This window comes from Brevibacterium salitolerans, from assembly GCF_039531405.1.
Taxonomy (GTDB): domain Bacteria; phylum Actinomycetota; class Actinomycetes; order Actinomycetales; family Brevibacteriaceae; genus Brevibacterium; species Brevibacterium salitolerans.
Genome location: NZ_BAAAPZ010000017.1, coordinates 74,402 through 89,165, shown reverse-complemented (window position 1 = coordinate 89,165; position 14,764 = coordinate 74,402). Strand labels below are relative to the sequence as shown.

Annotated in this window: 12 protein-coding genes; 7 read left to right on the top strand and 5 right to left on the bottom strand. The window is 71.5% G+C overall.

Annotation, left to right across the window (positions count from 1 at the left end):
• Positions 1 to 147: 147 nt before the first annotated feature.
• A complete protein-coding gene (locus ABD240_RS13610; protein ID WP_291794389.1) occupies positions 148 to 1,104 on the top strand; it encodes a cytochrome b/b6 domain-containing protein in 957 nt (318 codons plus the stop codon).
• 76 nt (positions 1,105 to 1,180) lie between these two features.
• Here the strand turns inward: ABD240_RS13610 and ABD240_RS13605 are convergent, their stop codons facing one another.
• The 3 genes from ABD240_RS13605 to ABD240_RS13595 all read right to left on the bottom strand — a co-directional run bounded on the left by ABD240_RS13605 (position 1,181) and on the right by ABD240_RS13595 (position 4,488).
• Entirely contained in the window at positions 1,181 to 2,110 is a 930-nt protein-coding gene (locus tag ABD240_RS13605; RefSeq protein WP_344337802.1) for a carbon-nitrogen hydrolase family protein, read from the bottom strand.
• A gap of 93 nt (positions 2,111 to 2,203) precedes the next feature.
• On the bottom strand, positions 2,204 to 3,154 hold the full coding sequence (locus tag ABD240_RS13600; protein WP_291795727.1) for a beta/alpha barrel domain-containing protein: 951 nt from the start codon (positions 3,152 to 3,154) through the stop codon (positions 2,204 to 2,206).
• Positions 3,151 to 4,488 carry a CaiB/BaiF CoA transferase family protein gene (locus ABD240_RS13595; protein WP_344337800.1) on the bottom strand — a complete coding sequence of 446 codons (1,338 nt, stop codon included), beginning with the start codon at positions 4,486 to 4,488 and terminating at the stop codon, positions 3,151 to 3,153. Before ABD240_RS13595 ends, ABD240_RS13600 begins: the two co-directional genes overlap by 4 nt.
• Before the next feature lie 253 nt (positions 4,489 to 4,741).
• Here ABD240_RS13595 and ABD240_RS13590 point away from each other — a divergent pair, with 253 nt between their 5' ends.
• Both ABD240_RS13590 and ABD240_RS13585 read left to right on the top strand, forming a co-directional pair.
• Positions 4,742 to 6,577 carry a proline--tRNA ligase gene (locus ABD240_RS13590; RefSeq protein WP_344337798.1) on the top strand — a complete coding sequence of 612 codons (1,836 nt, stop codon included), beginning with the start codon at positions 4,742 to 4,744 and terminating at the stop codon, positions 6,575 to 6,577.
• Entirely contained in the window at positions 6,577 to 7,380 is an 804-nt protein-coding gene (locus tag ABD240_RS13585) for a sulfite exporter TauE/SafE family protein (protein ID WP_425547040.1), read from the top strand. The genes ABD240_RS13590 and ABD240_RS13585 overlap by 1 nt, the downstream gene beginning before the upstream one ends.
• 25 nt (positions 7,381 to 7,405) lie before the next feature.
• On the opposite strand, the gene ABD240_RS13580 is transcribed toward ABD240_RS13585, so the two are convergent.
• Both ABD240_RS13580 and ABD240_RS13575 read right to left on the bottom strand, forming a co-directional pair.
• A complete protein-coding gene (locus ABD240_RS13580) occupies positions 7,406 to 8,425 on the bottom strand; it encodes an aminoglycoside phosphotransferase family protein (RefSeq protein ID WP_291792413.1) in 1,020 nt (339 codons plus the stop codon).
• Complete coding sequence (locus tag ABD240_RS13575; RefSeq protein ID WP_344337793.1) at positions 8,422 to 9,546, bottom strand: hypothetical protein; 1,125 nt, start codon at positions 9,544 to 9,546, stop codon at positions 8,422 to 8,424. The genes ABD240_RS13580 and ABD240_RS13575 overlap by 4 nt, the downstream gene beginning before the upstream one ends.
• Positions 9,547 to 9,656: 110 nt before the next feature.
• On the opposite strand from ABD240_RS13575, the gene ABD240_RS13570 reads away from it, so the two are divergent.
• The 4 genes from ABD240_RS13570 (at position 9,657) to infB (ending at position 14,634) form a co-directional block, all read left to right on the top strand.
• Positions 9,657 to 10,121, top strand: a complete 465-nt coding sequence (locus ABD240_RS13570) for a ribosome maturation factor RimP (protein ID WP_344337791.1) — start codon at positions 9,657 to 9,659, stop codon at positions 10,119 to 10,121.
• A gap of 165 nt (positions 10,122 to 10,286) precedes the next feature.
• Positions 10,287 to 11,246 (top strand): transcription termination factor NusA, encoded by a 960-nt coding sequence (nusA, locus tag ABD240_RS13565; protein ID WP_291792422.1) that lies wholly within the window; start codon positions 10,287 to 10,289, stop codon positions 11,244 to 11,246.
• A 151-nt stretch (positions 11,247 to 11,397) separates the two neighbouring features.
• Entirely contained in the window at positions 11,398 to 11,706 is a 309-nt protein-coding gene (locus tag ABD240_RS13560; RefSeq protein WP_291792425.1) for a YlxR family protein, read from the top strand.
• A 108-nt stretch (positions 11,707 to 11,814) separates the two neighbouring features.
• A complete protein-coding gene (gene infB, locus ABD240_RS13555) occupies positions 11,815 to 14,634 on the top strand; it encodes a translation initiation factor IF-2 (RefSeq protein WP_344337789.1) in 2,820 nt (939 codons plus the stop codon).
• The last annotated feature ends 130 nt before the right edge of the window (positions 14,635 to 14,764 follow it).

Sequence of the window (14,764 nt, the reverse complement as noted above, 5' to 3'; positions counted from 1 at the left end):
TCTTGGATGGGTGTGGCAGGGTGTGCCGGGCGGAGAGCATGACTTAACGCTCGTTCGAGGCCAGGCGCTACACTCTGAGGAAACGCACATCAGTCATGTCCAGGTGCCGGAGTGCGCTCCGGTCGCCCAATGAGAGGGAAGGCGCGCGTGAACACGTCCTCCAAGAACAAGAAGAAGTCGGGTGGCTTCGATTTCCAGCCCTTCGTCAAGCCCGCGCTGATCGCCGGCGGGGCGATCGTCGTGCTCGCGATCCTTGTGGGGGTCGCGATCTGGCTGCGGACGCTCGAGCCGGTCGAGGCCTTCATCCGGAAGTATCCCGGCCAGTCGGAGGCGAACGCCGTCGAGACCGGCCTCCCGGCATGGCTGGGCTGGCAGCACTTCCTCAACGCCTTCTTCATGCTTCTCATCATCCGCACCGGCATCCTGGTGCGGACCACGCAGCGTCCCCAGGGCCACTGGACCCGCAACAACAAGGGCCTCATCAAGACCAAGGGCGCGCCCAAGAAGATCTCGATGAACCTGTGGATCCACTTCGTCTTCGACGCGCTCTGGGTCCTCAACGGCATCGTCTTCTACATCCTGCTCTTCTCCACCGGGCAGTGGCGCCGGATCGTCCCGGCGGACTGGGACATCTTCCCCCATGCGGTGTCCTCCGCCCTGCAGTACGCCTCGATGAACTGGCCCGCGGAGATGGGGTGGACCAACTACAACGGCCTCCAGGTCCTCTCGTACTTCCTCGTCGTGTTCGTCGCCGCGCCCCTGTCCCTCCTCACCGGTCTGCGCATGTCCAACATCTGGCCGGAGGACGCGAAGATCAACAAGTTCTACCCCGCCCCGGTGGCGCGCGCCATCCACTTCCCGACCATGGTCTTCTTCCTCGCCTTCATCGCGGTGCACGTCACCCTGGTGTTCGTGGGCTCCGTGGTGGCCGGGCACGGCCTGGGCGGCAACCTCCAGCACATGTATGCGGCCTCGGACGACAACCAGCTGCTGGGCTTCATCATGTTCGCGGTCTCCATCGTGGTGATGGTCGCGGGCTGGTTCCTGGCGCGTCCCGTGTTCCTCACACCGCTCGCCAACATGTTCGGCAAGGTCAGCCGCTGATCCCACTCGCCTCACCCAGCCGGCAGAGGGGAGAGGGGGCCGGACGCGCAGTGCGCGTCCGGCCCCCTCTCCGCTCTCAGCTCTCGAAGCGCACGCTCGGCTTGGGACGTTCGTCCACCGTGAGGCTGAAGACGTCGGGCCGGGAGTAGTGGCCGGTGGGATCGAAGTCGTAGGTGTAGCGGGCGCGCTCGGACACATCGATCTCCGCGACGAGGATCGCCTCGCGGTCGTAGACCGGTCCTGCGAGCACCTCGCCGCCGGGAGAGACGATGACGCTGCCGCCGCGGATGAGATACCCGGCCTCGTCCGGCTCCAGGGCGGAGGCGTAGTCCTCCCCGAAGGCGTCTGCCCGCACGGCCTGGCAGGAGCCGAGGACGAAGCAGCGGCCCTCGAGGGCGATGTGCTGCATCGTCGACTGCCAGCTGTCCCTGTCGTCCACGGTCGGCGCGCACCAGATCTCCACGCCCTTGGCATACATCGCCTGGCGCAGGAGCGGCATGTAGTTCTCCCAGCAGATGACCGAGCCCAGCCGGCCGAACCCGGTCTCGTGCACCGGCAGCGTGCTCCCGTCCCCGAAGCCCCAGACCAGTCGCTCCGCACCGGTGGGCATGAGCTTGCGGTGGTGGCCCACCACACCGTCCTCGGGGCTGATGTGGGCGGAGGTGCAGTACAGCGTCGCCCCCACCCGCTCGATGATGCCGATGACCACGAAGACCCCGTGCGCGGCGGCGGCCTCCGCGACGACGGCGATCTCCTCGCCCGCGAGGGTGACGGAGGCCCGGTGGTACTGCGCGTACTCGTCCCGGCCGGCCTCCGTGCGGCGGCCCAGCGGTGCGCCGAAGGCGAGGCCCTTGGGGTAGGTGCCGAGTGTGGCCTCCGGGAACACCGCGAGCTCCGCGCCGCGCTCCGCGGCGGCGGCGATGAGCCCTGCGACCTTCCGGGCCGTGGCGTGGGAATCGAAGGGGACGGGGCCGGTCTGGACGACGGCGACGGTGGCTGCGGGCACAGGGGCCTCCTCGCTCCTGATGCGGGGTCGCTCCGCTGCGGCCCCGGCACATGACCTGGTCCCGGTCAGACTATCCGGTCCGTGCTACCTGCCTCAGCGGATCACCCAGCCGAATGCCTCGGCCCTGGAGCGCGCTCCCTGGGCGGCCTTGGAGGTGCTCCGCTCTCCCAGCTCCTCCGTGATCCGTTCGCCCAGCCGCACGATCCGCGCGAACCTCTCCGGTGTGAGCCACTCGGGCTTGAGCGCGAAGAGGATGTCCTCGCTGGAGGTGTTGCCGGAGGCTCCGGGCGCGAACGGGCAGCCGCCCAGTCCGCCCAGCGCGCCGTCGACGGCGACGGCACCGGCCCGGGCGGCGGCCAGTGCGTTCGCGGCTCCCATCCCCCACGTGTCGTGTCCGTGGAAGACGATGCCGTGCCCGGGTGCCGCGGCATCGGCGGCGGCCACGAGGGAGCCGACCTGCGCGGGATCCGCCTGGCCGAGGGTGTCAGCCACGACGACCTCGGTGCACCGCTGCGCACGCGGGTCCTTAACGAGGCCGAGCGTGCGCTCTGGGTCCACGGGACCGTCGAAGGGGCAGGTGAAGGCCGTGGCGAGGCAGAGCTGGAGCTCGGCCCCGGCCTCGGCGGCGATGTCGAGGGCGCGGGGGAGCGCTGCCATCGACTCCTCCGCGGACCGGCCCACGTTCGCCCGGTTGTGCGCATCCGAGACGGACAGGCAGTACTGCATGCGCGTCACGCCCGCCGCCACGGCGCGCTCCACGTTGCGCGGGGTGGCGACCCAGACCCAGGAGCGGTCCAGCTCCTCCGGTGTGAGCTCCGCGACGACCTCGAGCGTGTTCGCCAGCGGCGGGACGAGGTCCGGGCGGGCCATCGAGCCGATCTCCAGCTGGGGGACGCCGGCGGCGAGCAGCTCGCGGATCACCTCCAGCTTGGTCTCCGTGGCCAGCAGCCCGCCGGTGAGCTGCAGGCCGTCGCGCAGGGTGACGTCCCGGAGCGCCGGGACGGGGCGGGCGGATGCGACAGGGGCTGCGGATGCGGTGGTCATCGGGTCTCCTCCTCGATGCGTCGGACGGTCTCCTCGTCGAGGCCTGCGCGAGCGAGCACGTCCGCGGTGTCCGCGCCCAGGTCCGGGCCGAGTGTGCGGATGGGCAGGCTCGTGCCGCCGAGCACCGGAGTGATGCCGGGGAAGGCGATGTCGCGCAGCACGGCGTCCCCGTCCTCACCTGCGTGGTCGACGACCGCCACGTCCCGGGTCTGGATCATGTCGCGGGCGAGCAGCTGCGGGTCCCGCACGAGGTCCGCGGCCGTGTGGATCGGACCGGCGGGCACATCCGCGGCCTCCAGTGCCTCCAGCACCTCCTCGACGCTGCGCGGGGTCGTCCAGGCCCCGATGGCCTCGTCGAGCTCGTCCCGCGCCGCCCACCTGCCGGCATTGGTCTGCAGGTCCTCCCGCTCCGCCAGGTCCGGGCGGCCGATCACCCGCATGTAGCGGGAGAAGATCCCGTCGCCGTTGCCGGCGATGACGACGGAGCGCCCGCCGGCGCAGAGGTAGGCGTTGGTGGGGGCGATGCCCTCCATCCGGCCGCCCGTGCGCCGCCGCAGCGTGCCCGTGGCGGAGTAGTCCGGGACCAGCGACTCCAGCACGGAGAACATCGCCTCGTGCAGGGCGACGTCCACCGTGCGCTGTGCGAGGGTGGGGGAGGAGCCTGCGCCCGAGGCCGTGCTTTCCGTCCGTGCGCCGGATCCCGGGGTTCCTGCGGCCCCTGCAGACCGCCTGCGCTCCCGTTCGAACAGCATCATGCACGCGCCGAACGCGGCCTGCATCCCCGCGATCGAATCGCCGATGCTCACGCCCACCCGCACCGGCGGCCGGTCCGGATCACCCACGAGGTCGCGGAAGCCGGAGTGGGCCTCGGCGACGGCGGCGAATCCCGGGCGCTCCGCGAGCGGGCCGGTCTGACCGAAGGCGGAGACCCGCACGAGGACGAGCTCCGGGTTCGCCTCCTCGAGCACCTCGGGACCCAGGCCCCACCTCTCCAGGGTGCCCGGACGGAAGTTCTCGAGGAGGACGTCCGAATCGCGGACCAGGGCGAGCACGGCCTCGCGCCCCGCCTCGGAGCGCAGGTCCAGGACCACGGAGCGCTTGTTGCGGTTGATCGTGCGGAAGAGCAGCGAGGTGGTGCCGGTGTGCAGCTTCCAGTTCCGCAGCTCGTCGCCGGTGCGCGGCCGCTCGACCTTGATCACCTCTGCGCCGAAGTCCGCGAGCATGCGTCCGGCGGTGGGCGCGGCGATGTAGTTGCCCAGCTCGAGGACCCGGACGCCGTCGAGGGGAAGGAAGCCCGCCTGCGGGGCGTCGTCCTGCTGAGGGTCGAGGGACACGTGCACTCCTCCGGTCGGTGTTCGCAGTTCTCCTCATGCTGACGACCGGGCTCGCACCGTGCTCTGCCGGTCCACATCGCAGACAGGGTGGAGCATGCTGACGACCGGGCTCACACCCTGCACTCCGGGTCCACATCGCAGACAGGGTGGGGACGCGGCGGTGATAGGGTTTCAGCGGATTCGCGCGCGCCCGCACCCCGTGCCGGCGCGTGGAGCCCGCATCCCATCAGACTGTGTCGAAGAGGAGTCCTCCGTGCCCCTGCGCATGTCCACGCTGTTCGTGCGAACGCTCAAGGAAGACCCGGTCGACGCGGAGGTCGCGAGCCACAGGCTGCTGCACCGCGCCGGCTACATCCGCCGTTCCGCACCGGGCATCTTCACGTGGCTGCCGCTGGGTCTCAAGGTCCTGGGCCGCATCGAGACGGTGGTGCGGCAGGAGATGGAGCGCGCCGGCAGCCAGGAGGTGCACTTCCCCAGCCTGCTCCCCGCGGAGCCGTACCAGAAGTCGGGGCGCTGGGAGGCCTACGGCGAGGGGATCTTCCGTCTGCAGGACCGCAAGGACGCGGACTACCTGCTGGCGCCCACGCACGAGGAGGTCTTCACCCTGCTGGTGAAGGACCTCTACTCCTCCTACAAGGAGCTGCCGCTCTCCATCTACCAGATCCAGACCAAGTACCGGGACGAGGCCCGCCCCCGGGCCGGTCTGCTGCGCGGGCGCGAGTTCATCATGAAGGACGCCTACTCCTTCGATCTCACGGACGAGGGCCTGGACGAGTCCTACCGGAAGATGCGCGACGCCTACGTCCGCATCTACGACCGCCTCCGTCTGCCCTACGTCATCGTCGAGGCGACGCCGGGCGCCATGGGAGGCTCCGGCACGGAGGAGTTCCTGTACCCCTCGGAGGTCGGCGAGGACACCTACGTCCGCACCGCCGGCGGCTATGCGGCCAACGTCGAGGCAGTCACCACGGTGGTGCCGGATCCGGTGGACGCCTCGGACGTGCCCGCCGCGCACGTCGAGGACACCCCGGACACCCCCACCATCGAGACGCTCGTCGCCGCCTCCAATGCGCTGCACCCGCGCGCGGACCGCGAGTGGACGGCGGCGGACACCCTAAAGAACGTCGTCGTCGCGGTCACCCATGCCACCGGTGAGCGCGAGATCGTGGTCATCGGCCTGCCCGGTGACCGCGAGGTGGACCTGGGCCGTGCGGAGGGCACGGGAGTCCTCGGCGAGGGCGAGATCGAGGTGGAGCCCGCGACCGAGGCGGATCTCGCCGGCCTGCCGCAGCTCGTCAAGGGCTACATCGGGCCCGGCCTCTCCCTCTCCGAACCGCTGCTGGGCCTGGAGTCCTCCACCGGCCTGCGCTACCTCGTGGACCCGCGCGTCGTCGAGGGAACGCGCTGGGTGACGGGGGCGAACGAGCACGGCCGTCATGTGTACGACCTCGTCTACGGCCGCGACTTCACCGCCGACGGCACCATCGAGGCGGCCGAGGTGCGTCCCGGCGATCCGGCCCCGGACGGCTCGGGCGAGCTCGAGCTGGCGCGCGGCGTGGAGATCGGCCAGGTCTTCAAGCTCGGCACCCGCTACGCGGAGGCCCTCGGGCTCACCGTGCTGGACGAGAACGGCAAGGCGCGGACCGTGACGATGGGGTCCTACGGTGTGGGCGTGACCCGGGTGATGGCCTGCATCGCGGAGGAGCACCACGACGACAGGGGCCTCATCTGGCCGCAGCCGCTGGCCCCGGCGGACGTGCACATCGTCGCGACGGGCAAGGACGCGACCGTCTTCGAGAAGGCGGAGACGCTGACCGCGGAGCTCGAGGCGGCGGGCATCCGCGTGCTCGTCGATGACCGGAGGAAGACGAGCCCGGGCGTGAAGTTCGGCGACGCGGAGCTGCTCGGCATCCCCACGGTGCTGGTCGTGGGCCGCGGACTGGCAGACGGCACGGTGGAGCTGCGTGATCGCCGAGCAGGCACCAGCACGGATCTGCCGGTCGATGACGCCGTCGCCGCCGTCATCGAGCGCGTGGACGCCGGCTACGCGGCGGCGGGAAGCACCCGCGCGGACTTCCGCAGCCTGTGATCCTCGCCGCCGCCGGGCCGGTTGAGGTCACCGCGGGCCTCCTCCTGCTCCTGCTGGCGGCGGGCATGCTCGCCGGCTGGCTGGATGCAGTGGTGGGCGGCGGCGGAATCATCCAGCTGCCGGTCCTCATGCTGGTCCCGGGCATCACCCCGGTGCAGGCGCTGGCGACCAACAAGGTGGGATCGATCGCCGGCACCACGGTCTCCGCGGTCACGTATCTGCGCAAAGTGAAGCCGGACAAGTCCGCGGCGCTGCCGGCGGCGGCGCTCGCCCTCGTGGGCGCGGTGCTCGGGGCGATGCTCGCCACTGTGGTGCCGGAGGCCCTGTTCCGTCCGCTCATCCTCGTGGTGATCGTGGGCGTGGCGCTGTTCACCCTGCTGAAGCCGTCGCTGGGCGCAGAGGCGATGCTCCGCTTCCCGCCGGACTCCGTCCGCCACCACGCCACGGCCTGGGGCCTGGGCTTCGTCGTGGGGGTCTACGACGGCGTGCTGGGGCCGGGGACCGGTTCGTTCCTCGTGATCGGGCTCGTGGCACTGCTCGGCTTCAGCTTCCTCCAGGCCTCGGCCTCGGGCAAGATCGTCAACTGGGCCACCAACCTGGGCGCGCTCCTGTTCTTCGTCCCCGCCGGGCACGTCATCTGGCCCCTCGGGCTGGCCGTGGCGGTCGGCAACATCACGGGGGGCTGGCTGGGCGCGCGCACCGCCATCCGGCTGGGCAGCGGATTCGTCCGCATCGTCTTCATCGTGGTCGCGGGTCTGCTCGTGCTCACGATGGGATGGGACATGCTCTCCGCGGTGCTCTGAACCGGCCCGGGGCCCGGGCAGGCCCTCAGCCCAGCGGCTTGAGCTGATGGGCGCCCACTCCCCGCACGCTTACCTGCGAGAGCGCACGCGCGACCCACAGCGAGCGCAGGGCGTCGCCGTAGGCCTTCTGGCTGCCGGAGCGCGCCGTGCGGAGGTACCAGAAGAGGTTCTCGACCTCGCGGGCGACGGCCGCCCCCACGCCGAGGGCCACGTCCACGCCCGCCTGCCGGCACACCTCGGCGGCGAAGGAGTGCAGCCAGGCCGCCTGCGCCTGCGGGTGCCCCTCCGGGATCTCCGAGAGCCGGTTCCACAGCAGCGGGGCGACCATGTACTCCGCGGGGCCGTTGAGGGGCTGCGGGTCGATCGCCTTCCACGTCGCGGGGCCGCCGGACTCCGGGAAGCCCGCGAGGATGTTGTAGTAGTGCAGATCCGCGTGCAGGAGCCACGAGTCCTCGTGCGAGGCCAGCCGCTCGATCCACATCCGGGCACCGTTGACCACGGCCCAGTCCGCGGGGGTGAAGTCCGGGAAGTCGCGCAGCAGCTCGGTGTCCGCCGGGAAGCGGTCCAGCCAGCTCGCGGCGATGTCCTGGACGCGGACGAGGCCGTCGATCCCGGGCACCCGCAGGGCCCGTGCGAGCTGGCCCCACACCGGGGGCACCTCCTCCAGCGGCAGTGAGGACAGATTCATGTCCGTGCGGAGGCGCTCCTGCAGGGTGGCCCGGAAGCTGGAGTCCTCGGCCATCACCTTGACCGCACCGTGGCCGTTCCACCGCCGCAGGGCCTCGAGGATCTGGGCATGGACGCCGGGATTGTCGGTGTTGGGCGCCGCGAAGCGGATGATCGCGGGCTGCCTGTCCGCGGTGCGCACGGGCAGGACGAGCGATTCGCACCCCGCCCAGGGGCTGCCGGGCTGGGGGTCCGGCGTCAGCGACCACCGCTCCTGGAGCTCGATGAGCATGAAGTCGAGGGCGCGGGTCCACGCGTGCGCATGATGGGTGCCGATGATCTCGCTGGCGGTCTCGTAGAGGACGCTGGGAACCTTCATCCGCGCGCCTCCCCGGCCGTGGCCGATGCGGCCGTGCCGTCCCAGCGCAGATCCTGCCCGCCGCCCGCGGCCGCCCGCGCGAGGGTGCTGTCCGTGAGCCAGTCGAGCAGCACGGGCGGCGGGGTCTGGGCGCGGGCGGCATGGAGTGCGGCGGCCAGGCCGTCCTCGGCCTCCAGCAGCACGGTGAGCGCCGAGGCGTGGTCCCGCGGCGGCGTGCGCAGCTCCCATGCGGGGCTGTCCGCCGGCGGTGCGGCAGGTGCCATGAGGGCGGACGCCTGGGCGGCGACGGCGGCGAGAGCGGTGATGCGCTCCCGCGCCCCCGCAGCCGCCGGGGAGTCCTCGCGCAGGTGCACGGCTGCGCGTTCGTAGGCGTACTCCGCCTGGTATGCCGCGGTGACGAGTGAGGCCAGCCCCGCGGCCGCGAGGTCCGTCTCTGCCTGCTCGGAGCCTGAGGCCTCGGCCCCCACGCCGTCCGCCGGGCGCGGGAGGGAGGCGAGCGCGGCCTCGGCGGAGTCGCGGATGCGGTCCGCGGCCGCACGGGCGGCGTCCGCGTCCGCGCGGTACAGGCGCAGCAGGGCGCCGGCGGACACGTCCGCGAGCACGGCGAAGGTGTCCGCGTGCTCTGCGGAGGGCTCCTCCTCCGGGTCCGCCCCCTCCGCGGCGAGGGAGACGAAGGGCAGCTCCGGTGCGTCGCTAGCGATGCGGGTGATGAGCGCCTCGAGCGCCGCGGCGGGCTTCAGCGGAGCGGGGTCGGGATTGGGGGCCGGCACCGGACTGCGCAGGCCCTCCGGGGGGTTCCAGGGAGGCCCCACCGCGGCGGCGAAGACGCGCAGGGCGGCCGCGGGCGACGACGCGTCCCCGGCCGGATCCGTGCCGTCCCCGGCACCTGCCGCGGCGAGGATCCGTGCGACGGCGTCGCGGAGGACGTCCGCGGGACCGAGTGCGGGCATCTCCGGATCCCGGTCCAGGCGCAGGCCGCACCCGGAGGTCGCGGCGACGAGCAGTCCGGTGCCTGCGAGAGCCGCGGCGAGGACCGTCCTCCGCGGAGGACCCGCAGGCGCGGCACCTCCGCGGGGCTCCGTCCGTGACAGCGGTGCGGAGCGAGGGGCAGGTGCGTGCATGCAGACAATCGTAGCCGGACCTCGATAGGATGCGGCGCGAACCGCCGACAGGCCCACCACCAGCGCGGGGACCCTCCCAGCGCGGGCCCGGCAGAGCAGCGAGGACACCCATGGCACACGAGGCAGACGTCATCCGCGAGAAGATCACCAGACCGCTGGAGGGCATCGGCCTCCTCGTCGAGGACGTCCGCGCGCACGCGGCGGGCCGGCACCGGAAGGTGACGGTGACGGTGGACCTGGACGCGGAATCCAGCGAACCGGTGGGCTTCGACCTCGTGGAGCAGGCCACCCGGCTGGTGAGCGAACTCCTCGACGAGGTGGTGATCTGGAAGGACAGCCCCTACGACCTGGAGGTCACCTCGCCCGGTGCGGAGCGGGAGCTGCGGGAGGTCCGCCACTACCGGCGCTCGCTCGGCCGGCGGGTGCAGGTGGCCCACGGTGCGGGCACGGCCGAGGGCACTTTGGAGTCCGTGGACGCGGAAGCGGGGGAGATCGCCGTCGCAGAGACGGCGGGTACGGTGAGGATCGCCCTCGCGGACGTGACGCACGCGAAGGTGGTGGTCGCCCTGCGCTGAGGCGCGTGCCCGGGAATCCGTCGCACATCACGTGCCCGCAGGCCCCGCGGCGGCAGAACCCGCCGGTCAGCTCGCATATAGTGGGGAATCCCTATGGGCGTGCGCGCCTGGAGACCATGACGACGCCGCGGCCCGATGCGGGCCACGCTACGAGGACGGGATGAGATGGACATCGACCTAAGCGCTCTCCGCATGATCGAGGCGGACAAGGAGATCCCCTTCGAGACTCTGGTCGAGCTCATCGAGCAGGCCCTGCTGCTGGCCTACCAGCGCACCCCCGGTGCGTGGCAGGACGCCCGTGCGGAGATCGACACCAAGTCCGGCACCGCCACGATCTGGGCCGTCGAGTTCGACAACGATGACAACCCCATCGGCGAGTTCGACGACACGCCGGAGGACTTCGGCAGGATCGCGGCGATGACGGCGCGCAACGTCATCCATCAGCGTCTGCGCGACGTGTCCGACGAGGGCGTCCTCGGCTCCTTCCGGGAGCGCGAGGGCGAGATCGTCTCGGGCATCATCCAGCAGGGGCGGGACCCGGAGATGGTCCACGTGCTCCTGGGCGACATCGAGGCGCTGCTGCCTCCGCACGAGCAGGTGCCCGGGGAGTCCTACGAGCACGGCACTCGCCTGCGCGTGCTCGTCACGGACGTCCGCAAGGGCCCCAAGGGCCCCTCGATCACCGTCTCCCGCACCCACCCCGCGCTCGTCCGCCGCCTCTTCGCGCACGAATCGCCGGAGATCGCCGACGGCACGGTGGAGATCGTGGCGCTTGCGCGCGAGGCCGGGCACCGCACCAAGATGGCCGTCCGCGCCATGCGCCCCGGCGTGAATGCCAAGGGCGCCTGCATCGGCGAGCTCGGCTCGCGCGTGCGCTCCGTCATGGCCGAGCTGGGGCCGGAGAAGATCGACATCGTCGACTACTCCGACGACCCGCGCGCCTTCATCACGCAGGCGCTGTCGCCGGCGAAGGTGCTCCGCGTCGAGGTCCTCGACGAGGGTGCCCGCTCCGCGCGGGCGACCGTCCCCGCGGACCAGCTCTCCCTCGCGATCGGCAAGGAGGGGCAGAACGCCCGCCTCGCCGCCCGCCTCACCAACTGGAAGATCGACATCACCGCGGACTGATCCGCGCAGACCCGCTCCGGGTCCGCTCCCTGGTCGCGTACGCCACACCGCCTGGATGTCCCTCCGACCGGGGAGCCCGGAAGTCTCCCGGGTCACGTACGCCACACTGCCCCTGGGCCCCGGCTCGGGGGCGGTGCTGTAGACTGGACCGGTGTCGTCGGCCGTGCAGAAACCCCCGGAGCCCATCCGGATGTGCATCGCCTGCCGTGAACGCGCACCCCAGTCGCAGCTGCTGCGGCTCGCCGTGCTCGTCGCGGACGAACCCCGAATCGTCGTCGACGCCCAGCGCAGGCTCCCCGGAAGGGGGGCCTGGATCCATGATTCGGCCGCGTGCTGGAAGAGGGCGCGTGCGAAGAAGGCCTTCTCCGTCGCTCTGCGCAGGCCCGGCCTGGCCGGACCGCAGACGACGGTGGGGGAACCGGACCAGAGGAAGCAGGTATCCCGAATGGACGCCGAATAGTGAGTGTCACACGATGACCCACTCGAGGAACGGTCGTGAGCAGTGAGATGAGAACTGCGCGACCCTGATGTGGTCCTTCCTGTCCGGAAGGACCCGGACAGGAGAAAAGTGGCTAAGCCCCGTGTCCATGAGCTCGCCAAGGAGCTCGGCACAACGAGCAAGGAAGTGCTCAGCAGACTTCAGGAGATGGGCGAATACGTCCGCTCCGCCTCCTCCACCGTCGAAGCGCCGATCGTGCGCCGACTGAAGGAGTCCTACGGATCCGGCGCCAAGGGCGCCGCCTCGAACGGAGCCGGCGCACCCAAGCCCGGCGCCGCGAAGCCCGGTGCGCCCAAGCCCGGTGCCAAGCCGGCGCCCAAGCCCGGCACCGCGGGAGGCTCGGCGCCCAAGCCGGGTGCGAAGCCCGCGGCGAAGCCTGCGCCCAAGCAGTCTCCCGCGGCACCCAAGCCCGGTGCCAGGCCGGCGCCCAAGCCCGCCGCGGCTCAGGAGCCGGCACCGCGTGCGGAGGCGCCCGCGCCCAAGCCCGGTGGCGCGCGCCCCGGCAACAACCCCTTCGCGGCTGCGCAGGGGATGCCCAAGTCCGGCGCGAAGCCGGGTCCCAAGCCCGGTCCCCGTGCCCCGCGCGGCGGCGCCCGTCCCGGCAACAACCCCTTCGCGGCTGCGCAGGGGATGCCCAAACCAGGCGGCAAGCCCGGTCCCAAGCCCGGCGGCGCGGGACCGCGTCCCGGTGGCCCCAAGCCGGGTGCCGGTGCGGCGGGTCCCCGTCCGGGCGCTCCCAAGCCCGGTGCGGCAGGCCCTCGTCCGGGTGCGGCGGGTCCGCGTCCCGGAGCTCCGCGTCCCAATCCCGGCATGCTCAAGAACTCGGCGCTCGCGAAGCCAGGTCCCGGCGGTCGCGGCCGTCCGGGCGGCGGGCAGGGCGGTCCCGGTGCTCCCGGCGGCGCACCCGCCGGTCGCGGTCGTCCCGGCGGCGGCGGTCGCGGCTCCGGCAGGGGTCGTGGCAACACGCAGGGCGCATTCGGCCGCGGCGGCGGCCGTCCGGCCCGTGGGCGCAAGTCCAAGCGGGCGAAGCGCGCCGAGTACGAGCAGATGCAGACGCCCTCGGTGGGCGGCGTCTCCGTTCCCCGCGGCGACGGCTCCACCGTCCTGCGGCTGCGTCGCGGCTCGTCGCTGGCGGACTTCGCGGAGAAGATCAACACGGACCCGACCAACCTCGTGACGATCCTCTTCCACCTCGGTGAGATGGCGACGATCACGCAGTCCCTCGACGAGGACACCTTCCGGGTGCTCGGCGAGGAGCTCGGCTACCGGATCGAGATCGTCTCCCCGGAGGACGAGGACCGCGAGCTGCTCGAGACGTTCGACATCGATCTGGACGAGGAGGAGGACGAGGAGAACATGTCTCCGCGTCCGCCCGTCGTCACCGTCATGGGCCACGTGGACCACGGCAAGACGAAGCTGCTCGATGCGATCCGCTCGTCCAACGTGGCGGCCCGCGAGTCCGGCGGCATCACCCAGCACATCGGCGCCTACCAGACCAAGGTGGAGCACGAGGGCGAGGAGCGTGCGATCACCTTCCTCGACACCCCGGGCCACGAGGCGTTCACGGCCATGCGTGCCCGCGGTGCCAAGTCGACGGATGTCGCGATCCTCGTGGTCGCCGCCGACGACGGCGTCATGCCGCAGACCATCGAGGCGCTCAACCACGCCCAGGCTGCGGACGTGCCGATCGTCGTCGCCGTCAACAAGGTCGACAAGGAGGGTGCGAACCCGCAGAAGGTCATGCAGCAGCTGACCGAGTACAACCTCGTGGCGGAGGAGTACGGCGGCGAGACGATGTTCGTCCCGATCTCCGCACTCAAGCGCGAGGGCATCGACCAGCTGCTCGAGGCCGTCCTCCTCACCGCCGACGCCGCTCTGGTGCTGCAGGCCAACCCCGACAAGGACGCCCGCGGCATCGCGATCGAGGCGAAGCTGGACAAGGGCCGCGGCGCCGTCGCGACCGTCCTGGTCGAGTCCGGCACGCTGCGACAGGGCGACGCGATCGTCTGCGGGACTGCTCACGGCCGTGTCCGCGCGATGTTCGACGAGAACGGGGAGCAGCTCTCCGAGGCGGGCCCGTCCCGTCCGGTGCAGGTGCTCGGACTGTCCTCGGTGCCCCGTGCCGGCGACAGCTTCCTCGTGACCAGCGATGACCGGACCGCGCGGCAGATCGCCGAGAAGCGCGATGCGGTCGAACGCGCCGCACAGCAGGCCCGCGGCCGCAAGCGCATCAGCCTCGAGGACTTCACGAAGGCGCTCGAGGAGGGCAAGGTCGACATGCTCAACCTCATCCTCAAGGGCGACGTGTCCGGCGCCGTCGAGGCGCTGGAGGACTCGCTGCTCAAGATCGACGTGGGCGACGAGGTCGATCTCCGGATCATCCACCGTGGTGTGGGTGCCATCACGGAGAACGACATCAACCTCGCCACCGTGGACAGCGCGATCGTCATCGGCTTCAACGTGCGTCCCGAGGCGAAGGCCCGCGACCTCGCCGCGGACGAAGGCGTGGACGTCCGGTACTACTCGGTCATCTACGACGCGATCGAGGACATCGAGAGCTCGCTCAAGGGCATGCTCAAGCCCGAGTTCGAAGAGGTCCACGTGGGCAGCGCGGAGATCCGCCAGGTCTTCCGCTCGTCCAAGTGGGGCAACATCGCCGGCTCGCTGGTCAAGGACGGCCTCATCAAGAGGAACGCCTCGGCACGGGTCACCCGCGACGGCGTGGTGATCGGCGACAAGCTCACGGTCGAGTCGCTGCGCCGCGAGAAGGACGACGTCACCGAGGTCCGCGAGGGCTTCGAGTGCGGCATCGGCCTGGGCAGCTACAACGACATCCGCGAAGGTGACCTCATCGAGACCTTCGAGATGCGTGAGAAGCCGCGCGACTGACATATCGGTCGCTCACGGGCGGGTCTGCGCTCCGCAGGCCCGCCCAGTTTCTCTCTCCGCCGGACGGGGAGAATGATCGCGGGTCTGCGCTCCGCAGGCCCGCCCGGTTTCTCTCTCCGCAGGACGGGGA